The organism is Pseudomonas sp. FBCC-B1565 (assembly GCF_059133265.1).
In genome coordinates, this window is the sequence record NZ_CP101438.1 from 5,884,576 (window position 1) to 5,905,712 (window position 21,137).

Consider the following 21,137-nt stretch of genomic DNA (forward strand, 5'->3'; position numbering starts at 1 on the left):
AAGGCAAGTGAACCTTCAGACCGCCTTCGGGGGCAAGCCCCCTCCCACCTTTGATAGACCAACACATCCCAGTGTGGGAGGGGGCTTGCCCCCGATAGCGATCTAATCAACGACGCTGAACTCGATGCGCGCCGTCTGCCCGGCTTCGTCGAGGACACTGAGTTGATAACGCCCAAGTTGTTCGAAACTGGCGTTGATAAAGTCCTGGTTGGCGCTGTCGCCCAGGGGCGCGCCGTTAAGGAACCACCAACGCCGGCCACTGCCGCCCAGGGCGGAGATTTTCAGGCGCAGCGCCTGTTGGCTGGCAGCGGGCAGGCGCAGTTGGTCACCTTCACGTACGCCAACGATGGATAAAGGTGACGACGCGGCCAGCGCCGGTGGCGGGCAATCAGGGTCGGCCGCGGGAATGCGCGCTTCGCGGCGTTCGGCCCTGGGCAGCCAAGGCTCCAGGGGCGCGGGCCACAGGGCGATACTCCTGGGCTCGGCGCCAGGGCAATGAGCGTCCACCCGCAAGCCCTTGGCATTGACCCACACACTTTCCATCAAGCCCACGCTCAACGGCTGGTCCAACGCCTGCAAAGTGGGTGGCGTGGTGTTGTCCAGCGTCCAGGCAAAGCGCTGGCGGCGGCAGTTGGGATCGCTGCGGCTCATCGGCTGGCCCAGCGGCCAACAGATCGCGGCCACACCGACATTTGCCGGCACCGGCTTGACCGGCGCGCTGATACCGCGCTGGCTGTCGCGGTTAGTCAGCACATCGTGCACCTGCAACATCAACGGTGCGGCGGAGGCCAGGCCGAACTGGCCCGGCACCGGCGTGCCGTCCGGGCGGCCGATCCACACGCCGATCAAGTAACGCGGCCCCACACCGATCGCCCAGGCATCGCGAAAGCCGTAGCTGGTGCCGGTCTTCCAGGCCAGCACCGGGCGCTGCACCAACTCGGCACGCGGGTCGCGGTCGGGTCGCGCCTGGCCGCTGAGGATGCGCCGCACAATCCAGGCGGAGCCTGGCGACAGCAACGGCCGCTCTCTGAGGGTGTCGTCCGGTTGCAAGCGAAGGGTGGCGCTTTTGCCGTCTCGAGCGAAGGCACTGTAGCCGCTCACCAGGTCTTCAAGACGGCTGCCCGCACCGCCCAGGATCAGCGCCAGGTTCGGCTCGGCCAACGCCGGCAATGCCAAAGGCACGCCGCCGATGCGCATTTCGGCGGCGAAGCGCTTCGGCCCGTAGGCTTCCAGCAACTGCACCGCCGGGAGGTTGAGCGAGCTGGACAGCGCCGTACTCGCCGGCACTGCACCGGTGAAACCCATGGAGAAGTTACCTGGCCGGTAATCGCCATACCGCCGGGGCACATCCTGCAGCAGGGATTCGGAGTGGATCAGCCCCTCATCCAGCGCCATCCCATAAAGGAAGGGCTTCAAGGTGGAGCCCGGCGAACGCAGGGCGCTGATCATGTCCACATGGCCGAAGCGCTTGACGTCGTTGATATCCACCGAGCCGAGGTAGGCCCGCACGGCCATGGTTTCCTCTTCCACCACCAGGATCGCGGCCGAGGTGTGCTCCGGCAAACGCGCGCGCCAGCCCAACAGCAGGTCTTCAAGGCGACGTTGCAGGGTGGCGTCCAGGGTGGTGCGGATCAGCGGCGGGCTGTCCGGGCGGTTCAGGCGCCGTGCGAGCAAGGGCGCCAGGCTCGGTTCCAGGCGCGGGGCAAGCAAGAGCGGTTCTTCCAGGGCCTCATCGACGGCAGCTTGCGGCCACACCTGGAATTCGGCGAGGCGGCGCAGCACTTTGTCACGGGCGTCCTGGGCGCGTTGGGGGTGGCGGTCCGGACGCAAGCGGCTGGGCGCCTGGGGCAGCACGGCGAGCAAGGCGGCTTCGGCGTGGGTCAGCTGTGACGGCGACTTGCCCAGGTACGCCCAACTGGCGGCAGCCACGCCCTGCAACGTCCCGCCAAACGGGGCGCGGTTCAGGTAGAGGTTGAGGATTTCTTCCTTGGACAGGTGCCATTCCAGCTGTGCCGTGCGCCACAACTGGCGCAATTTGCCATGGAAGGTGCGCGAATGCGGATCCAGCAAGCGCGCCACCTGCATCGACAAGGTGCTGCCGCCCGACACCACCCGCGCACCGGTCAGGTTCTGCCACGTCGCCCGCACCAGCGCCAGCGGATTCACGCCGGGGTGCTGGTAGAACCAGCGGTCCTCATAGGTGAGCAGCGCATCCAGGTAATACGGAGATACTTCGCTGGTTTGCACGGGGTAGCGCCACACACCGTTGGCATCGGCAAACCGCCACAACGGCGTGCCATCCTCGGCCAGCACCACCCGCGCCAGGTCATCCTTGGGCAGGGGCAACGGCCAGATGCGATCGGCCAGCCACAGCAGGGCGATCACCAACAAAAGGCTGGCCAGGGTCCAGCGGGCAACTAAACGCAAACTCAAACGGGCAAACCTCTATGCTGGTAGGGAACTAGCCTGTTGCAATAACAACCAAAGGCACAGATACGCCCACCTTCTCATCAGGACACACACATGCAGGTAGAAAGCTTTTTCGAATGGTTGGGCCAGGCGCTCGGTTCGATCATCCGCTTTATCGTCGACGGACTCAGCGGCCTGTTCGGTGCGCTGACCCACGCCGGTGGCAACTTTGTCGAAGGCCTGTCCCGCACCTTGGGCATGGACACCTCGATCATCAGCATCCTCACTCTGATTGTCGGCCTGATGCTGCTGTACTCGGCGGTGCGCGCCTTCATGCGGGCGTCGATCATCATGGGCATCATCTGGCTGCTGCTGGGCCTGTGGCTTCTGAGCTGGGTCGTCCACTGACCCCGAAACACCGAAAATCACCTGTGGGAGGGGGCTTGCCCCCTCCCACATTGAGGCCCCGTTTTACATTAACGTCCCTTGATCACCAGATCCGCCGGCGTCTCCCCCACCGCCTGCCAGTTCGGCCGGTACATCGACTCCACCTGCGGCGGCGGCACGCGGTAAGTGCCCGGCGTCACGGCCCGCGCCAGGTACAGCAGGTGCGTGGTGCCGGAGCCGTCCAGGTTGATCGCCGCCACGTAGCGGTCGTCACGGAACTCCTGGTGCTTGAGCGAGGCGTTCTGCATCGACTCACGCCATTCCTTCACCTGGCTGCTGGCGTTTTCCAAGCTGGCGGCGCTTTGTGCCAGGTTCTGGTTTTCCAGCTCCAGGCCGGCCGGCAGCAAATCCACCACCAGGGCATCCGGCACACGCTGCTTGGCGCTGACCGCCAGATGCACCAGTACCAGCTCACCGCTGTTGAGGTTGCGCAGGTTCAGTGGCTGGCCGTTCATGCCCAGATATTCGCGGCGGATGCTCAGGTTGTCGCCACCGGCTGCCGGTGGCACCTGTGGATAACCCGAGATCGTCAGCTGCTGGTACACCGGTGCGTCCCCCTGATTGCTCAAGGTCAGATCGCTGGACAGCAGCTTGCCCTCCAATTCCAGCGTCGAGTGTTGGTTGCTCAATGCCTGCACGCCGCCACTGCCGGTCAGCGACACCTGCCAGTTCGCCTCTGGCTTGGCAAACCCGAGGCGCCCGGCCAGGAACAGCGAGTTGCGCTCCTGGGTCGACAGGTACGGGCTGGCCGCCAACTGATCCGAGAGGATAAACAAGCGCTCCTCACGCTTGCCCTTGGCCAGGTCGTTCTCTTCCAGCAGGGCCAGGATCATTGCCTGGTCCCGCAATGGGCTGCCGTAGTCGGCCAGCCACTCATTGGCGTTACGCTGCGTCGCCAACCCCGCGAGCAAGGCCTGGTCGGCACGCGGCTGGTCGCCCATGTTCTGCAGTGCGATAGCCAGCTGCACCAGCGGCAAGCCGGAGCGTGCATCGCTGCGTCGTTCGAAAATACTGCGCAGCGCCCCCAATGGCGCCTGTTGACTGCGCGCCAGCACCATGCCGGCGTAGGCCTGTACGGCGAAGCGCGTGTGGTCGGCGTTGTCGCTGTAGTCGACGTCGATCAGGTTGCGTTCCTGCACATAACGCAGCAGGCGCTCGCTGGCCTTCTTCAAGGCTTGCGGCGGTACGGCAAAGCCCTGGTCGCGGGCACGCAACAGGAAGTCGGTGACGTAGGCCGTCAGCCAGTATTCTTCTTCGCCATCGGCGCCCCACAGACCGAAGCTGCCGTTGTAGCGCTGCATGCCTAGCAAGCGTTCGATGCCCAGCTCGATCTTGCGTTTACGTTCGCTGTCCGACTCGCCCTTGATCGACAGGCGCTTGAGCAGCGCATCGTCGGCATACAGCGACGGGTACAGGCCGCTCGCGGTCTGCTCCAGGCAACCATAAGGGTAGGCCTTGAGTGCACTGATCTGCGCACCGAGGTTAAGCGGCGGCAGGCTCGACAGGCTCAACAGCGCCTGGCGCCCTGATGAGTCGAACTGATCGAGCGTGCCTGCCGGCAGGCTCCACGGCTGATCCTTGAGCACCGCGCGGTAATGCTTGAGCAGTGCCGGGTACGCCGGGCGTACGCCCAACGTCCATTCACGGGTGAACGGCGGCAGGTTTTCACCCGGCAGGTCCAGCCCGTTCACGGTGACCTTGACCTTGCCCTGCCCCAGACCGCCCCAGGCTTTCACCGGGATGCGCAGGGTGGTGCGCTGGCCTTGTTTCAACTCGACGGTTTGCGCGCCAGCGTTGGCCAACTCCAACTGCCCTTCGGCGCTCAGTTGCACATCCAGCTTCTGCGCCTGGCCCGACAGGTTGGACAGGTCCATTGCCAACGTGGTCTGGTCACCACCGGCCAGGAAGCGCGGCGCCGACAGCTCGGCAATCAACGGCGCGGCGATCACCGTCTTGGCTTCGGCCATGCCGTAGCGGTCATCGGTCCAGGCCTGGGCCATCAGGCGCAGTTCGCCTTTGAAGTCAGGGATATTGACGCTGACTTCGCCCTCGCCCTGCTCGTTCAGGGTCACCGGCGCGCTTTGCAGGGCAACGATGGTCACGCTGGTGTCCGGGCGCTTGCCGCCCTTGGCCAGCGCCGCATCACCGCCGAATGCCAGGCTGGCCAAGCGCCCCTGCCCGGCTTCGATCAACTGGCCGTAGATATCGAACTGGTCCACGCCGTAAGCCTTGCGGCCGAACAGGCTGGAGTACGGGTCCGGCGTCGGGTATTCGGTAATGTTCAAGATGCCCACGTCCACCGCTGCCACCAGCACATGCACCTGTTTCGGCACACTGCCATCGGCGTTTTTGGCGGCGACTTTCACCGTCAGCGGCTGTTTGGGGCGCATTTTTTCCGGCGCGGTGAGGGTCACGCCGAGTTTGCGCTGGGTGCGATCCAACGGCAGGTGCAGCAGGCCCACGGCACGTTTGGGCGTGATGTTGGCTTTGCGCTCGCCCGGGCGAATCACCAGGGCACTGACGTACAAATCATGCCGCGACCATTTCGGGTCGAGTTTCACCGCAAAGCTTTTGCCCTCGGCCGGTACATCGATTTCCTGCCACCACAGCGGCCCTTCGGCGGACTCCACCAGCAGGTAGCCTTTACCGGCAGCGGGCGGGGTGACGGTGACATTGGCGGTATCGCCGTCGCCATACGCCGGTTTGTCCAGCGCCAGCTTGACCTGATCGGGGCGCACGGCGCCGCCTTCAGTGTTGTCCTGGGCCTGGTAGCCGGCCCAGAAGCGCAGGCTGCTGACCAGGCCGGTCTGCGGATCTTCCACCTCGACGCGGTACGGGCCCCACTCCACCTGGAAGCTGACCTTGGCCGTGTCGCCGGCCTTGATGTTCAGGGTCTGTTCGTCGAGGTTGAGGAATTTCTCGTTGAAGTGGTAGCTCCAGCCGTCGCTCTCGGAGTAGTTCCAGTAGTAGTCGCGGCGCTCGCGTACCAGGCGCACCTTGAGATTCTGCGCGGCGAGTTTCTGCCCGTCCTGGTTGGCCAGCAGCACTTCGAACTCCGCCGGGCCATCGCCGTTGGTTTCCTTGCCGTCAAACAAGCCGCGCAGGCCCGGCAGTTGCTCGGCCGGCCAGATAGGCTGCACCAGGCGCCGGGTGATCGGTCGCCCGCCCGACTCGTGCAGGCTGGCTTGCACGATCAGTTGCAGCGGCGACTTAGCCTCGGCCCACTTGCTTTCCAGGGTCAACGCTTCCTGGCCCTTGGCGTCGAGCACGCTTTCGTCCAGTTCGAAATCCTGGCTCAGCTCTTCTTCAGTGACGGAGCCGAACTGATAGCCCGGCAGCGACTTGACCGCTTCGCGCAACGGCCGCACATAAATCTGTCCACTGACCCGGTTGCCCGATGCCGGCGCACCATAGAGGTAGCGTCCGGTCACTTGAATCACCGGGTTATCCGCCGGGTTCAATGGGGTATCGCTGCCCTTGAGTTCCAGCGCCAGGCGCTCGGGCAGGAAGTCTTCGACGAGGAATTCATACAGTTGCGGCTTGCCATCGCCCAGGTCGAACACCAGCTGCCAGCGCCCGGTTGGGGCTTCGCCGGCCAATTGCAGTTGATATTGATAGAGGCCGGAGGCGTCGGCATCCCACACGAATTTGCGACTCACCTGTTCATCCGGGCGGCGCACTTCAACACTCACCGGCTGCGGTTTGACGGCATTGCCATCCTTGTCGCGCAGCAGGGCGTTGAGCAGCACGGTTTCGCCGGGGCGATACAGGTCACGCGGACCGAAGACAAAGAACTGCAAGGGGTGGGAAGGCTGACCGCCGATGTCGAACTCGGCCAGGTCCAATGCGGCGCTGTCCAGACGCAGCATGCTGGTCTGCTCGCCCTGCTTGGCCAGCAACACCTGGGCCTTTTTCGGCAACGGCAACTCGGCGTGGCCGCCCTTTTCGGTCTTGCCCTGGCCGACCACACGGCCCTCGGCGTCGAGCACTTCAAGGTCGACGCCGTCCAGTGCCTTGCCGCCTTCCAACGCCTGCGTAAACACATCCAGGCGATTGGCGTAGCGGTGCACCGACAGGCCGATATCACTCAAGGTGAATAGCGTGGCCGGCTGGGAATAGTTATAAGTGCCGGAGGCGCGCATTACCGCCAGGTACACACCCGGCTGCTGCAACTGCTTGAGGCCGGCGATCGGCAGCAACAGGGTTTCGCGGGTGTTGCGCGCCGGGTTCAGGTCGAAGCGACCGCCGTAGACCAGGTCGGCCAGCGGCAGCAGTTCGCGGGATTCATAACTCTGCAGGCTGGTGTTGCGCCCCCACTGCGCGAGGAAGGTCGGCAAGGATTCGGGCTTGATGCGGAAGAATTCGACGTCGATCTTGTCGACGTTCAGCGCGATCACCGGCAACCCTTCGGCCAGGCGCGTCGGCAGCAAGGTGCCACGGCTGGCGAAGCCGACGGTGGCTTGCAGGTCGCGGGTTTCCAGGCGGGCGCCGTACTCGGTGGCGAGCGTGTTGCCGTTGACCGCCTTCAGCCCGGCATCGACGGTGAGCACCAATTTGCGCTGCGGCTCCAGGTGACGCAGGCGCAGTTCCATCAGGTTGTCGGAGATTTCCCAGGCGCCATCGACCTTGCCGGATTTGCTGTCCACCAGGTGGAGTTTGTCGGCGAACTTCTGATCGGGGTCCAGCGGAATGGAAAAGCTCACGGACAGGGTGCTGGCCCCATCGAGCTGCACTTCGGACACGTCCACCACACTCAACTCACGCCCGGCATAGCGCTGCTTCAGCGCCGCCACGTCGACCGCCGCCTTGGCCGGCTGGGGTGCAATCGTCGCCGCGGCTGGAGCAGTCGGGGCTGCCGGTTTATCGGAGGAATCGCAGGCGCTCAGCAGGGCCAGCGCACAGGCCAGGAACAATCCTTTGTTAAACATGGGGCACTCGTTGTGAGAGGGGTCCGAAGGGTGAACTATATATCAGCCCGCACGGGGCCGATGTGGTGCTGGTCACATTGACCGACGGAGGGTGCTTTGGTTCTTGATGGGACGCAATGTCGAGCCAAATCCCACAAACACTGGAGATCCAAAGGTGGGAGGGAGCTTGCCCCCTCCCACATTGGTTCTGCAGTGAGATAAAGGGCCCGTTACAATGCCGCTCCCCCAAGGAGCCCCCATGCCCACCCTACTCATCGACTGGCGCCACCGCCCCACCCACCGCCGCGTCTGGGCCCTGGCCGCGCCGATGATCCTGTCGAATATCTCGGTGCCCCTTGTGGCCCTGGTCGACAGCATGGTCATCGGCCACCTGCCCCACGCCCATCAACTGGGCGCCGTGGCGGTCGGGGCCAGCCTGTATACCTTCCTGGCCTGGGCCATGGGTTTCCTGCGCATGGGCTCCACCGGTTTTGCAGCACAAGCTGCCGGGCGCAATGATGGGGCCGCGTTGCGACATATCCTCCTGCAAGGCCTGCTGCTGGCGCTGGGGTTAGCCATGCTGCTGGGCACCGTGGGTATTCCGCTGAGTCATCTGGCATTGGAATGGATGCAACCCTCACCCGAACTCAATCAACTGACCCGGGACTTCTTCCACACGCGCCTGTTCGGCCTGCCTGCCGCCCTTGCCAGCTATGCACTGGTGGGCTGGTTCCTCGGCACGCAGAACGCCCGTGCGCCGTTGGCGATCCTGCTGACCACCAATCTGGTCAACATCGCCCTGAACCTGTGGTTTGTGCTGGGTCTGGATTGGGGGGTGGTCGGCTCAGCGCGGGCGTCCGTTATCGCCGAATGGACCGGCGCCTTGCTGGGCCTGGCGATGACGCAAAAAGCCCTGCGCGCCTACCCCGGCCATATCGCCTGGGCAGCACTGAAACTATGGGAGAGCTGGCGCCCGTTGCTGGCGGTGAACCGCGACATCTTCATCCGCAGCCTTGCGCTGCAATCGGTGTTTTTCATGATCACGGTGCAAGGCGCACGCCTGGGCGACGCCACCGTGGCGGCTAATGCACTGCTGCTCAACGGCCTGTTGCTGACGGCCCATGCGCTGGACGGCTTGGCCCATGCGGTGGAAGCCTTGTGCGGCCACGCCATCGGCGCCCATGACCGCCAGGCCTTGCGCCGTTCATTAGTGGTCGCTTGCGGTTGGTCGTTGATTGCCAGCGTCGGCTTTGCCCTGTTGTTCACCTTCGCCGGCCATTTGTTTATTGCCATGCAGACCGATATCCCCAGCGTGCGCGAGACCGCCGATATCTACCTGCCCTACCTGGCCGTGTTGCCCTTGATTGCGGTGTGGAGCTACCTGCTGGACGGGCTGTTCATCGGCGCCACCCGTGCACGGGAAATGCGCAATGGCATGTTGCTGACCGTGGTGATCCTGCTGCCATTTGCCTGGGCGTTTCAGGGGTTCGGCAACCACGGGTTGTGGATAAGCTTCCTGCTGTTCATGGCCCTGCGCAGCCTTACTTTGTGGGCGATTGCCTGGCGCTTGAACCGACAGGATCAGTGGCTTGGATAAACACGATGACCCGATCCAGCACCGGCGCCAACCAACGCAACGGCCTGGACAGGGAGGCCACCAGCGTCTGGTGGTTGGTCCTGGAGAAGTAAAACGCTTCTACCGGCACGCCGGCCGCGCGCAACTTATTAGCCAAGCCGCCAGTATTGCGCGTGGGGTTGACCAGATTGTCGTCCGTTGACGCCATTACCAGGCTCGGCGGCGCATCGGCACTGACGTGGTTGATCGGCTGAGACTCAGGCGGCGAGTCAGGGAAGAAGAACACCGGCCGTACGTCCTTATTTTCAATGGGCAGAAAATCATACGGCCCGGCCAGTCCGATCCAGCCTTTGAAAATGGCAGGCGATAAGCCCACCGCATTCAACCAGCGCGCATCCAGCGCCAACATCGACGCGTTATAGGCGCCGGAGCTGTGGCCCATCACATAGAGCCGCTGCGGGTCAGCGCCGTATTCGGCGATGTGCTGGTGGGTCCAGGCCACCGCTTGAGCGCCATCCTGGAGAAACGCGGGGTAACGCACTTGGGGATAAAGCCGGTAGTCGGCAATCACCACGACAATACCGCGTGACGCCAGGGCTTCGCCGACGAAACCGTAGTCGTCCCTGGAGCCGCTGTTCCAGCTGCCACCGTAGAAAAACACAACGACGGGCGCGTTGGCGATGGCGGGAGCGGGACGGTAGATATCGAGTTTCTGGCGCGGATCAGCGCCGTAGGCGATGGCCGCGGTCTTGGTGAAGGTGCTGGAAGGGGTGAGGGCGTTGAGGACTTTGATGGGGGAGCAGGCGGCCAAGAATGCGGCCACTGCCAGGGTGAACACTTGCGGCCATTTGCTCAACATTGCTCAGCCCTCAGACAATTTCAGGATCAGCACTGCGTCAAATGTGGGAGGGGGCTTGCCCCCGATGGCGGTGGATCAGGCAACTTAAGTGTTGCTGATGTACCGCTATCGGGGGCAAGCCCCCTCCCACATTTTTTACGAGGACAGGTAGGAAGACCGGGTCAAGCCCAGGCGCAACGCATCCAGGAACTGCGTACGCTCACTGGCGCTGATCTTCGCGCTCGCACACTTGTCACGGTAGTGCGTCATCAACTCCTCCGGCGACAAGTGCACGTAGCGCAGCATGTCTTCGATGGTGTCGTGGGTCTCGATACCGGCGCTGTACACCGAACCGTCTTCACGCTGGTAGATGTTCACCGAATCGGTATCACCGAACAGGTTGTGCATATCACCGAGAATCTCTTGATAGGCGCCCACCAGGAAGATCCCCAGCAAGTAGTCTTCACCTTCGTTCAAGCCGTGCACCGGCAGGCTGGTCTCGATGCTCTGCTCGTCGACGTACTGCTTGATCTTGCCGTCGGAGTCGCAGGTCAAGTCTTGCAGTACGGCGCGGCGCAGCGGCTCTTCGTCGAGGCGGTGCAGCGGCAGGATCGGCAATACCTGGCCGATGGCCCAGGTGTCCGGCAGGCTCTGGAACACCGAGAAGTTGCAGATGTACTTGTCGGCCAGCTTGTCGTTGAGTTCGTCCAGCACCTGGCGGTGCGAGCGCTGGCGGGCCTTGAGCGAGTTGTGCAGGCGGCGGCATACGGCGAAGTAGCACTGCTCGGCCAGGGCTTTTTCGGCCAGGGTCAGTTTGCCGTCGGCATACTGGGTGGCCACGTCACTCATGTAGTGGGTGGCGCGCCAGTAGGTTTCGGTGACCATCTCGATGTCGGTCGGGCCGAGCAGGTCCACCAGCCACTGCACGGTTTCCGGCAGGGCTTCCTTGTTTTCGATGGTCGGGATTTCGTCGTTGTGTTTCTCGACGTCGGTGACCTGCACCACCAGCATGGCGTGGTGGGCGGTCAGGGAACGGCCGCTTTCGGAAAAGATGTTCGGGTGCGGCAGGCTCTGCGCGTCGCAGAACTCCTTGAGCATGCCCACGACCACGCCGGCGTAGTCATCCATGTCGTAGTTGATGGAGCTGGCGTTACGCGAGTGCGTCCCGTCGTAGTCCACGCCCAGGCCGCCACCGACGTCGATGTGGTCCACCGGCAGGCCGAGGTTGCGCAGTTCGCCGTAGTAACGAATGGCTTCCTTGAAACCGTGCTGGTAGTCGGCCAGGTTGGCGATCTGCGAGCCCATGTGGAAGTGCAGCAGGCGGATGCCCTGGTCCAGGCCGGCCGCACGGAAGCGCTCAACCACCGACAGCAGTTGCGCCGCCGACAGACCGAATTTGGATTTCTCGCCACCGGTGTCCGCCCACTTGCTCGACGCCAGCGACGACAAACGCACACGCAGGCCAACCTGTGGCTTGACCTTGAGGCTGGCGGCCTCTTCGATCACCAGCTCAACTTCGGATTCTTTCTCGATCACGATGAACACGTTGTGGCCGAGCTTCTGGCCCATCAGCGCGAGGCGGATGAACTCACGGTCCTTGTAACCGTTGCAGACGATGGTGCCGCCCTTCGGCGCCAGGGCCAATACCGCCAGCAGCTCGGGCTTGGAGCCGGCTTCCAGGCCGATGGACACGTTCTGGGTGGCAATGATGTTTTCGATCACCGCTTCCTGCTGGTTCACCTTGATCGGGTACAGCGCGGTGTACTTGCTCTGGTATTCCAGGCGCTCGATGTTCGAATCGAAAGCACCGGTCAGTTGGCGTACACGGTCTTGCAGGATGTCGGGGAAGCGCACCAGCAGCGGCAACGACAGGCCGCTCTTGCGCAGTTCGTCGACTTGCTCGTACAGGTCGACGGGCGTGCTGTTCGGGCCGTTCGGACGGACTTCTACGCGACCGGCTTCATTGATCGCGAAATACCCGGCCCCCCAATGGCGAATCCCGTAAACACTGCGGCTGTCCGCAACTGTCCATTGGCTGCCATCGTCTTTGCGTGTGCGTCGTACGGACATCGAAGTCCCCTATAAATGAAGGCGAAAGCGCCGCCCCTGGTTGAGGCTGGCGCAGTCTAAAGAATGAAAATGACGATTTGCCTGCGTGCAAGGTAGGACCCCACGCGCAGGACAGAGTTTAGACACAGGTCGGGAAGAGGCTTTCAGCCGCCGGACTTCTTGGCCTTGTACCCGAGTTTGATCAGCTCGGCCAACAGCAACTCGACGTGATCGCCCTGGATCTCGATGACACCGTCTTTCAACGCGCCACCGGTGCCACAACGCTTTTTCAGCGTGGTGGCGAGTTCCTTCAGCGCATCTTCGGCCAGCGGCACACCGGTGATGGTGGTCACCGTCTTGCCGCCACGGCCTTTGCTCTCGCGGCGCACGCGGGCAATACCGTCGCCTTCGGGGATCAGGGTCTGTTTGCAGGTACACGAATCCACGGGCTGACGACAGTCCGGGCAGTGTCGACCTGCGTCGGTGGAAAATACCAGGCCACCAAGGGCGGCGAAGGATGCGGCTTTTTTGGCCACCGGCAATCCTCTTGGGAGGATGAAGACTGATCGATCAGGATGACCGACCGCGAAGCCCCACTCAGGCAGGGGCAGCGCTACCGAACCGCCAAGGCGGTTCGGGTGAAAAGTCGCGCAGTGTAACCACAAAAAGCCGACTTGCTAAGAGCCAAATGGCGCCAATTTATGCAACTTTAGCGACGTAAGGCCAGATAGCGGCGCAAGCCTTCCTGGGCGTCCGGGCAGTAGGGCTTTTGCTCAGCCTCCTGCAGGACGGTGTCGATAGGTAAAAAGCGCGCCTCCATGACCTCTTCCGGCTGCAGGCACAGTGGCCCGTCCCAGATGGCGGAGTAGGATTTGCACCAGAGCCGGCTATCGCCATCTTCGAAATAGAAATGGTCATGTTCGACCAGTTCCACCCCGCCGACGCCCAGTTCTTCTTCCAGCTCGCGAGCCGCCGACACGGCGTAGGATTCGCCCGCAGCCACCATCCCGCCCGCCGCCGTGTCCCAGAAACCGGGGTACATGGCTTTGCTCAGGGTGCGCCGGTGCACACACAGCTCACCGGCCGAATTGAACAGGAAGATAAAGGTGCAACGGCCGATCAACCCGCGCTGGCGCAGATCGGCCCTGACAAGACTGCCGAGCAGAGTGTCCTGCTCATCGACCCAGCAGATCAGTTCGGCATCGGAAGCCGCGCGGTGGGCGGCCTCCTTTTGAGTAGCGTCCATCATCAACCCTGGTTGAGGAGCTGACGCAAGTCGATCACTGCAGCGTTTGCCCGGGAAATATAGTTGGCCATCACCAGCGAATGGTTCGCCAGTACACCGAAGCCACTGCCGTTAAGAATCATAGGACTCCACACCGGTTCCTGCGAGGCTTCCAGCTCACGAATGATCTGGCGCACGCTGACGGTGGCGTTCTTCTTGGCCAGGACGTCGGCAAAGTCCACTTCGATGGCGCGCAACAGGTGGGACAGGGCCCAGGCCTGGCCACGGGCTTCGTAGAACACGTTGTCGATCTGCATCCATGGGGTTTCCACCACTTCTTCATCAACCTGCGGCACTTCACCCGGCGCCAGCGCTTCGGTTTTCAGCGCGGTGTTCAACTTCACCCGGCCCACACTCGCCGACAGGCGTTGCGACAGCGAGCCCAGGCGGGTGGCGACATCGCCCAGCCAGTTGTTCAGGTTGTCGGCCCGCGCATAGAACAACGCGCCTTTCTGGTTCGGGTCGGACAGGCGCGCTTCATAGCGGCTCAGGGAATTGATGCCTTCCTGGTACTCGGACTCGCTGGACGGCAGCACCCAGCTCTTGTTGTCGAAGTTGAAGCGCGGCTCGGCCTTGGCCAGATCGGCGTCTTCCGCCGATTGCGATTGGGAGCGGGCGAAGTCTTTGCGCAGGGCGCGGGTCAGGTCACGTACCTGCACCAGCACGCCGTATTCCCAGCTCGGCATGTTGTCCATCCACAGGCCAGGCGGGAAGCGGTCGTTGGAAATGTAGCCACCCGGCTTGTTCAGCAAGGTACCGACCACAGTCTTGAGGGTTTCGACGGTAGTAAAGCCCACCACCATCTGCTTGCCGTCTTTTTCGGCGGCAAGCTGTGCATTCTGCTGGACCGGGAACAGCGCCGGCTCTTCGCTCCAGTACCAGCCCAGGGCGCCCGTGACCAACAGGTACAGGCCGAGCACGCTGAGCACGGCGCGGCTCATCAGCAAGGTACGAAAATAGCTGCGGTTGGCCGACTTGGGCTCAGGGGCGGGGCCTTTGGCACTGCCTGCACGGTTTTTCCAGTCCAGCATGGCGATATCCTTTCAATCACTTGAGTTCATGCACTTGAATTGATGGCGTGCGTTCAAACACTCCGACCACAACCCTACCCCATCGTGCCCGCCCGTGCGGGGCTTTTCGCCAAACTGGCGCACAGAGGGTGTTGGACTATAAAGGATGCACGCTTTTTACGCCGAGCGACCAGCGGGTCAGCAACTGAATACTCCGCACGCACAGTTTATTGACGTATGACACTCATCCCATGGGAAAGAGGTGCTAGCATAGAGCCATCAGTCGACCTCAGCATGCACCCTCACTAGTAGTCAGGATATGACCGAGCCAGAAGACCCCAGCCGTGAGCGCCTCAAGCAGCATTTTGCCCAGCGGGTAATTCATCAGGCACGTCAAATTCTTGAGATCTGGCAGCGCCTGCAACGCAGCGAGTGGTCCGGCACCGACCTTTCCGAACTCAGCGAGGCCAATCTGCGCCTGCTGCGCTTTGCCGAGCGTTTCGAACAGCCGGAACACAGCCAGCTCGCGCACCACATCGGCGAGTCTCTCAAGGCCGTGAACGAAAACCGCGGGCGCCTGAGCAGCCAACTGATCACCGAACTCAACCGCCTGATGCAGCGCCTGTCCCGTACCGGCCTGCGCCAGGGCGACCAGCTTGAGCAAACCTTCCTGCCGCCGATGCGCAAGCCGATCTACGTGATGCTGGCCGATCACGACCGTGCCGAGCGCCTGGCCAAGCAGTTGGAGTTCTTTGGCATGAGCGCCCAATCCCTGGACAGCGTGGCGGCGTTTCGTGCGTCGATGGCCGAGCGCCTGCCTTCGGCGATTGTGATGGACGTGGATTTCTGCGGTGCCGGCCTGGGCCTCAAGCTCGCCGCCGAAGCCCAGGAAGGCCTGGAACAGAAGCTGCCGCTGCTGTTCTTCAGCCTGCACGAAACCGACACCCCGACCCGCCTGGCCGCCGTGCGCGCCGGGGGCCAGGAATTCCTCACCGGTACGCTGGAAGCTTCCAGCCTGCTGGAAAAGATCGAAGTACTGACCTGCGTTGCCCAGTACGAACCGTATAAAGTGCTGATCATCGACGATTCGCGGGCCCAGGCACTGCACACCGAGCGCCTGCTCAACAGTGCCGGCATCGTCACTCGCACCTTGATCGAGCCGATCCAGGCCATGGCCGAGCTGGCGGACTTCCAGCCCGACCTGATCATCCTCGACATGTACATGCCCGCCTGTACCGGCACCGAACTGGCCAAGGTCATCCGCCATAACGACCGTTACGTCAGCGTGCCGATCATCTACCTGTCGGCCGAAGACGACCTGGATAAGCAACTGGACGCCATGAGCGAAGGCGGTGACGACTTCCTCACCAAGCCGATCAAGCCGCGCCACCTGATCACCACCGTGCGCAACCGCGCGGCGCGGGCGCGCAACCTCAAGGCGCGGATGGTACGCGACAGCCTGACCGGCCTGTACAACCACACCCACATCCTGCAATTGCTCGAAGACTGCAGCTTCCGCGCGCGCCGCGAGAACAAGCCATTGAGCTTTGCCATGCTCGACATCGACCACTTCAAGCGGGTCAATGACAGCCACGGCCACCCCATGGGCGACCGCGTGATCAAGAGTCTGGCGCTGTTTCTCAAGCAGCGCCTGCGCAAGACCGACTACATCGGGCGCTATGGTGGTGAGGAATTCGCCATCGTGATGCCCGACACCGATCTGGAATCGGCCTGCAGAGTGCTGGATGAAATCCGTGGGCGCTTTGCCGAGATCCACTACCCGGCGCAACCCCAGGATTTGTGGTGCACCTTCAGCGCAGGACTGGTGGAGCTGTGCGACGGCTCCGATAGCCTGATGATGGCCGCCCAGGCCGACGAGGCGCTGTACCGTGCCAAGGACGCTGGGCGCAATCGTGTGCAAGCCGCACGCACATCAAAGCAAAGTGCCATCTTTTCACCGGAATCCACTGATTCCGTCATAACTTTGTAACGGAAACGCAATAACTTCAGGCACTTATCTTTTGCTGTCGGTTGAAACCACGCATGCGCCTGAAGCTGCTGACCAATCTCAATACCCTTCTTCTGGTGGCCGTGTGCCTGGCGCTGGGGGCGACGTTGTGGTGGTCGCAACGGGCGCTGGAGCGGCCCTATTTGCTGATGGAGCGCTACCTGGGCCTGTCGCAGAGTTTCCAGAACGAAGCCGCGCGCAATATCGACGACTACCTGGCCAGCGGCGACGCCCTGCGCTTGAGCAGCGCGGGCCAGAGCCTGGAAAGCCTGGTACAGCATCTGAATGAACTGCCGGCGGACCTGGCGCAGAACCTGCGCCCAAGCCTGGTGGACCTGGATGCGTTCAGCAAGACCGACTTGCTGGCGGCCGGCAAGCTGGCAGGCGACCCGCAAGCCTTGCTGCTGCAAGCCGAACGTGAATTGGGCGCCAACCTGGAGCAACTGAGCCAGTACGCCATCGGCGTGAGTTCTCCCGAAGCCGCCCGCTATCTGCCGCCGTTGCTGGCCGCCTCCCAGCATCTGGGCAAGTTGTCGCTGGCCCGCGACAAACTGGTGAGCAGCGGGCGTGCGGAACTGGCCGACGATGTGGAACGCGAAGTCGGCAACATTCGCAGCCAGGCCGACCTGCTGGAGCAACTGCCGTTGCTCGGCGTGAAGGCCAGCGCCGAGTCCAGCGCCGATGATTTTTCTGCGCTGATGGGCCTGGAGAACAGCGAAAAAACTGAAGCCCAAGACACCGGCGTCGACCTCAAGCGTGAACTCAACAGCCTGCTGACCCGCTACCCCGCCGAACTCAAGCGCACCCGCGACCAGATCCAGCAACGCACCGACCTGGCCGCCAAAACCCACCAGAAAATCAACACCGTGCAACAAGCCATCGCCGGCCTGGAGCCGGTCGTGCGTGCGCAACACGCCAAGATCCAGGGCGAAGTGCGCCTGATGCAAGGGCTGATGATTGGCCTGATCCTGTTGATCGCGCTATTGATCGACACCCTGCAACGCAAGCTGGCGCGAGTGCTGACCAACCTGGCGCCAGCCCTGTCGACTTGGGCCGAAGGTGACTTCAGCCGGCCGATTGCCCTGGGCAAGACCAACCGCGAACTGCACGATATCGAAGCGTCTCTGAACCGCCTGCGCGCCTACCTGGTGGATTTGGTCGGCACCATTCGCGGCAACGCCGAGGAAGTCGCCGGCAGCAGCCGCACCCTCGCCGAACTGAGCAGCGGCCTGCACGACGGCGCCGAACGCCAGGCCGGGGATACCGCGCAGATCCGTGATTCGCTGGGCGAACTGGAAGCGACGATCCAGCAAGTCGCCGGCGACGCCAGCCAGGCTGCCGGTGCCAGTCGCAGCGCCGGCCAGGCGGTGGAGCAAGGCCAGCGCGTGATCGGCCTGAGCCTGACCGGGCTGCATGCCCTGGTGGGCGAAGTGCAGCAAAACGCGCAGATGATCGAAAAACTCGCTGAGGAATCTGCCACCATCGGCGGGGTACTCACGGTGATCCGCTCGATTGCCGACCAGACCAACCTGCTGGCCCTCAACGCCGCCATCGAGGCCGCCCGTGCCGGTGAAGCCGGACGCGGTTTTGCCGTGGTGGCCGACGAGGTGCGCTCGCTGGCCCAACGCACCGCTGGCGCCACCGCCGAAATCCAGACCTTGATCGCCGGGCTGCAAAGCGCCGCCCACCAATCGGTGCAAGGCATGCGCGCCCAGGTCGAACACGCCGAAGCCACCGCCCAGCAAGCCCAGGCAGCGGACGGTGCGCTGGATGAAATCGTCGGCGCGATCCAGACCATCTCCGAGACCGCCGTGCGCATCGCCGATGTGACCGCGCAGCAGAGTGGTGCCGTCAGTGAGATTCGCGACAACAGTGAGCGGATTCATCAGTTGGGTGAGGATAATTTGCTGCGAATCGGACAGGGCCGACGACAGGGTGAGCAGTTGTTGGTGCTGGGTGGGCAGCTCAACACTGCCGTTCAAGCCTTCCGCGTCTGACACGATCTCCACAGGATTCGAGACGGTGTTGCCAATGACCGAATCCAGCCCCACAGTCACAATTTTCGCGCTATCCTCGCTAATCGTGCCGCCTACTGCATAGAACTGGACAGTCACAAAGGCTTTGCGGCATAGTCGCCGGGTTCTGCCGTACCCACATCAATAACAAGGAACAGCCGATGGCGACCTTACTGGTTCTTCACGGACCCAACCTGAACCTGCTCGGCACCCGTGAACCGGGCGTCTACGGGGCTGTCACCCTGGAGCAGATCAACCTTGATCTCGAACGCAGGGCGCGTGAAGCCGGCCACCATCTGCTCTACCTGCAAAGCAATGCCGAGTACGAATTGATTGATCGCATCCATGCCGCGCGCGGCGAAGGCGTGGACTTTATCCTGATCAATCCCGCCGCTTTTACGCATACAAGTGTTGCATTACGTGACGCGCTGCTGGCGGTGAGCATCCCATTCATCGAAGTGCATTTGTCGAACGTGCACAAACGCGAAGCTTTCCGCCATCACTCCTACTTCTCCGATGTAGCGGTAGGTGTGATCTGCGGCCTTGGCGCCAGCGGTTACCGACTGGCCCTGGAGGCCGCCCTGGAACAACTTGAACAACCGGCCAAGCGCCCCTGACCGACCCTTGGGAGTTGATGATTCATGGATATCCGTAAAGTTAAGAAACTGATCGAACTGCTGGAAGAGTCCGGTATCGACGAGCTGGAAATCAAGGAAGGCGAAGAGTCCGTACGGATCAGCCGCCACAGCAAGACCCCGGCCCAGCAGTTCTATGCGCCACAGATGCAAGCGCCGGCTCCGGCCGCTGCTGCGCCTGCCGCCGCCCCTGCAGCTGCCGCTGCTCCAGCTGCCCCGGCCGCGCCTGCGCTGAACGGCTTCGTGGTCAAGTCGCCAATGGTCGGTACGTTCTACCGCACCCCGGCACCGACTTCGCCAGCCTTCGTTGAAGTCGGCGCTACCGTGAAAGTGGGCGACACCATCTGCATCGTTGAAGCGATGAAGATGATGAACCACATCACCGCTGAAAAAGCCGGCGTCATCGAATCCATCCTGGTAGAAAACGGTCAGCCGGTTGAGTACGACCAGCCGCTGTTCACCATCGTTTGAACCGCGGAGTGCCTTCGATGTTGAAACCTGCGAAGAAACTGGAAAAAGTCCTGATCGCCAACCGCGGTGAGATCGCCCTGCGAATCCTGCGCGCCTGTAAGGAACAAGGCATCAAGACCGTCGCTGTTTACTCGACGGCCGACTCGGAACTGATGCACGTGAAACTGGCGGACGAAAGCATCTGCATCGGCCCGCCAGTGGCTACAAGCTCGTACCTGAAAGTCCCAAGCATCATCGCTGCAGCAGAAGTGACGGGCGCTACCGCCATCCACCCAGGCTACGGTTTCCTCGCGGAAAACGCCGACTTTGTCGACCAGGTGGAAAAATCCGGTTTTACCTTCATCGGCCCGAAAGCCGAGACCATTCGCCTGATGGGCGACAAGGTCTCCGCCAAGGAAGCCATGATCGCTGCCGGCGTGCCAACCGTTCCAGGTTCCGACGGCCCGCTGCCTGAAGACGAGGAAACCGCTCTGCGCATTGGTCGCGAAGTCGGCTACCCGGTGATCATCAAGGCCGCCGGTGGCGGTGGTGGTCGCGGCATGCGCGTGGTGCACAAGGAAGAAGACCTGATCGAAGCCGCCAAGCAGACCCGCTCCGAAGCAGGCGCCTGGTTCAACAACCCGATGGTCTACCTGGAAAAGTACCTGACCAACCCACGTCACGTGGAAGTCCAGGTACTGTCCGACGGCCAGGGCCACGCCATTCACCTGGGTGACCGCGATTGCTCGCTGCAACGTCGCCACCAGAAGGTACTGGAAGAAGCCCCGGCACCGGGCCTGGACGAAAAAGCCCGCCAGGAAGTATTGGCGCGCTGCGTCAAGGCGTGCATCGATATCAACTACCGTGGCGCGGGTACTTTCGAGTTCCTGTACGAAAACGGTCGTTTCTACTTCATCGAGATGAACACTCGCGTGCAGGTAGAGCACCCGGTCTCGGAGATGGTCACCGGTATTGATATCGTCAAGGAGATGCTGAGCATCGCCGCCGGCAACGTGCTGTCCTTCACCCAGGACGACGTGAAGATCCACGGCCACTCCCTGGAGTGCCGGATCAACGCCGAAGACCCGAAAACCTTTATCCCGAGCCCAGGCCTGGTCAAGCATTTCCATGCTCCAGGTGGCAACGGCGTTCGCGTCGATTCGCACCTGTACAGCGGCTACAAGGTTCCGTCCAACTACGACTCGTTGATCGGCAAGCTGATCACCTGGGGCGCCACCCGCGATGAGGCCATGGCCCGCATGCGCAACGCCCTGGATGAAATCGTGGTGGATGGCATCAAGACCAATGTCCCGCTGCATCGGGAACTGGTACGTGATGAAGGCTTCTGCGAAGGTGGTGTGAACATTCACTACCTGGAACACAAGCTGGCCAACCAGTAAGTGCTCCAAACAACACAGCCGCCTCCGGGCGGCTTTGTTGTGTCTGGGCCCTGGAATTTCTGGATGTACAGGGTCCAATGTGGGAGGGGGCTTGCCCCCGATGAGGGA

At 62.6% G+C, this 21,137-nt stretch carries 14 protein-coding genes; 7 read left to right on the forward strand and 7 right to left on the reverse strand.

Annotated elements, in window-relative coordinates; all coding sequences use genetic code 11:
- Positions 1-102: 102 nt before the first annotated feature.
- Positions 103-2,433, reverse strand: coding sequence for a peptidoglycan glycosyltransferase PbpC (gene pbpC, locus NL123_RS27375; RefSeq protein ID WP_494356719.1), 2,331 nt, complete (start codon positions 2,431-2,433; stop codon positions 103-105).
- A 90-nt stretch (positions 2,434-2,523) separates the two neighbouring features.
- On the opposite strand from pbpC, the gene NL123_RS27380 reads away from it, so the two are divergent.
- Entirely contained in the window at positions 2,524-2,817 is a 294-nt protein-coding gene (locus NL123_RS27380; protein WP_248485926.1) for a hypothetical protein, read from the forward strand.
- Positions 2,818-2,885: 68 nt separating this feature from the next.
- Here NL123_RS27380 and NL123_RS27385 read toward each other — a convergent pair whose 3' ends face one another.
- Positions 2,886-7,784: an alpha-2-macroglobulin gene (locus tag NL123_RS27385; protein ID WP_494356720.1), complete on the reverse strand. Its 4,899-nt coding sequence runs from the start codon at positions 7,782-7,784 to the stop codon at positions 2,886-2,888.
- Between the two features lie 238 nt (positions 7,785-8,022).
- Here NL123_RS27385 and NL123_RS27390 point away from each other — a divergent pair, with 238 nt between their 5' ends.
- Positions 8,023-9,360, forward strand: coding sequence for an MATE family efflux transporter (locus NL123_RS27390; RefSeq protein WP_494356721.1), 1,338 nt, complete (start codon positions 8,023-8,025; stop codon positions 9,358-9,360).
- On the opposite strand, the gene NL123_RS27395 is transcribed toward NL123_RS27390, so the two are convergent.
- The 5 genes from NL123_RS27395 to NL123_RS27415 all read right to left on the reverse strand — a co-directional run bounded on the left by NL123_RS27395 (position 9,305) and on the right by NL123_RS27415 (position 14,452).
- The gene (locus tag NL123_RS27395) at positions 9,305-10,198 is read right to left on the reverse strand and encodes an alpha/beta hydrolase (RefSeq protein ID WP_494356722.1); all 894 of its coding nucleotides are present in this window, start codon (positions 10,196-10,198) and stop codon (positions 9,305-9,307) included. The two genes, NL123_RS27390 and NL123_RS27395, sit on opposite strands and share 56 nt — an antisense overlap.
- 135 nt (positions 10,199-10,333) lie before the next feature.
- Positions 10,334-12,247: an arginine decarboxylase gene (speA, locus tag NL123_RS27400; RefSeq protein WP_071491593.1), complete on the reverse strand. Its 1,914-nt coding sequence runs from the start codon at positions 12,245-12,247 to the stop codon at positions 10,334-10,336.
- Between the two features lie 143 nt (positions 12,248-12,390).
- Positions 12,391-12,762 carry a translation initiation factor Sui1 gene (locus NL123_RS27405; RefSeq protein ID WP_005784408.1) on the reverse strand — a complete coding sequence of 124 codons (372 nt, stop codon included), beginning with the start codon at positions 12,760-12,762 and terminating at the stop codon, positions 12,391-12,393.
- 173 nt (positions 12,763-12,935) lie between these two features.
- Positions 12,936-13,472: an NUDIX hydrolase gene (locus tag NL123_RS27410; protein ID WP_248485922.1), complete on the reverse strand. Its 537-nt coding sequence runs from the start codon at positions 13,470-13,472 to the stop codon at positions 12,936-12,938.
- 2 nt (positions 13,473-13,474) lie between these two features.
- The gene (locus NL123_RS27415; RefSeq protein ID WP_494358348.1) at positions 13,475-14,452 is read right to left on the reverse strand and encodes a DUF2333 family protein; all 978 of its coding nucleotides are present in this window, start codon (positions 14,450-14,452) and stop codon (positions 13,475-13,477) included.
- A 388-nt stretch (positions 14,453-14,840) separates the two neighbouring features.
- Here NL123_RS27415 and NL123_RS27420 point away from each other — a divergent pair, with 388 nt between their 5' ends.
- The 5 genes from NL123_RS27420 (at position 14,841) to accC (ending at position 21,029) form a co-directional block, all read left to right on the forward strand.
- Positions 14,841-16,511, forward strand: a complete 1,671-nt coding sequence (locus tag NL123_RS27420; RefSeq protein WP_248485920.1) for a response regulator — start codon at positions 14,841-14,843, stop codon at positions 16,509-16,511.
- 1,466 nt (positions 16,512-17,977) lie between these two features.
- The gene (locus NL123_RS27425) at positions 17,978-18,526 is read left to right on the forward strand and encodes a methyl-accepting chemotaxis protein (protein WP_494358349.1); all 549 of its coding nucleotides are present in this window, start codon (positions 17,978-17,980) and stop codon (positions 18,524-18,526) included.
- 179 nt (positions 18,527-18,705) lie between these two features.
- Positions 18,706-19,161, forward strand: a complete 456-nt coding sequence (aroQ, locus tag NL123_RS27430; RefSeq protein WP_017136743.1) for a type II 3-dehydroquinate dehydratase — start codon at positions 18,706-18,708, stop codon at positions 19,159-19,161.
- Positions 19,162-19,185: 24 nt separating this feature from the next.
- On the forward strand, positions 19,186-19,650 hold the full coding sequence (accB, locus tag NL123_RS27435) for an acetyl-CoA carboxylase biotin carboxyl carrier protein (protein WP_010213489.1): 465 nt from the start codon (positions 19,186-19,188) through the stop codon (positions 19,648-19,650).
- A 17-nt stretch (positions 19,651-19,667) separates the two neighbouring features.
- Complete coding sequence (gene accC, locus NL123_RS27440; RefSeq protein WP_494356723.1) at positions 19,668-21,029, forward strand: acetyl-CoA carboxylase biotin carboxylase subunit; 1,362 nt, start codon at positions 19,668-19,670, stop codon at positions 21,027-21,029.
- Positions 21,030-21,137 lie beyond the last annotated feature (108 nt).

Excerpts from the sequence above, each read along its gene's own strand:
- accB (WP_010213489.1), top strand. The coding sequence starts at position 19,186 with ATGGATATCCGTAAAGTTAAGAAACTGATCGAACTGCTGGAAGAGTCC.
- speA (WP_071491593.1), bottom strand. The coding sequence starts at position 12,247 with ATGTCCGTACGACGCACACGCAAAGACGATGGCAGCCAATGGACAGTT.
- NL123_RS27410 (WP_248485922.1), bottom strand. The coding sequence starts at position 13,472 with ATGGACGCTACTCAAAAGGAGGCCGCCCACCGCGCGGCTTCCGATGCC.
- NL123_RS27425 (WP_494358349.1), top strand. The coding sequence starts at position 17,978 with ATGATCGAAAAACTCGCTGAGGAATCTGCCACCATCGGCGGGGTACTC.
- NL123_RS27395 (WP_494356722.1), bottom strand. The coding sequence starts at position 10,198 with ATGTTGAGCAAATGGCCGCAAGTGTTCACCCTGGCAGTGGCCGCATTC.
- NL123_RS27385 (WP_494356720.1), bottom strand. The coding sequence starts at position 7,784 with ATGTTTAACAAAGGATTGTTCCTGGCCTGTGCGCTGGCCCTGCTGAGC.
- NL123_RS27390 (WP_494356721.1), top strand. The coding sequence starts at position 8,023 with ATGCCCACCCTACTCATCGACTGGCGCCACCGCCCCACCCACCGCCGC.
- accC (WP_494356723.1), top strand. The coding sequence starts at position 19,668 with ATGTTGAAACCTGCGAAGAAACTGGAAAAAGTCCTGATCGCCAACCGC.
- NL123_RS27380 (WP_248485926.1), top strand. The coding sequence starts at position 2,524 with ATGCAGGTAGAAAGCTTTTTCGAATGGTTGGGCCAGGCGCTCGGTTCG.
- NL123_RS27415 (WP_494358348.1), bottom strand. The coding sequence starts at position 14,452 with ATGAGCCGCGCCGTGCTCAGCGTGCTCGGCCTGTACCTGTTGGTCACG.
- aroQ (WP_017136743.1), top strand. The coding sequence starts at position 18,706 with ATGGCGACCTTACTGGTTCTTCACGGACCCAACCTGAACCTGCTCGGC.
- NL123_RS27420 (WP_248485920.1), top strand. The coding sequence starts at position 14,841 with ATGACCGAGCCAGAAGACCCCAGCCGTGAGCGCCTCAAGCAGCATTTT.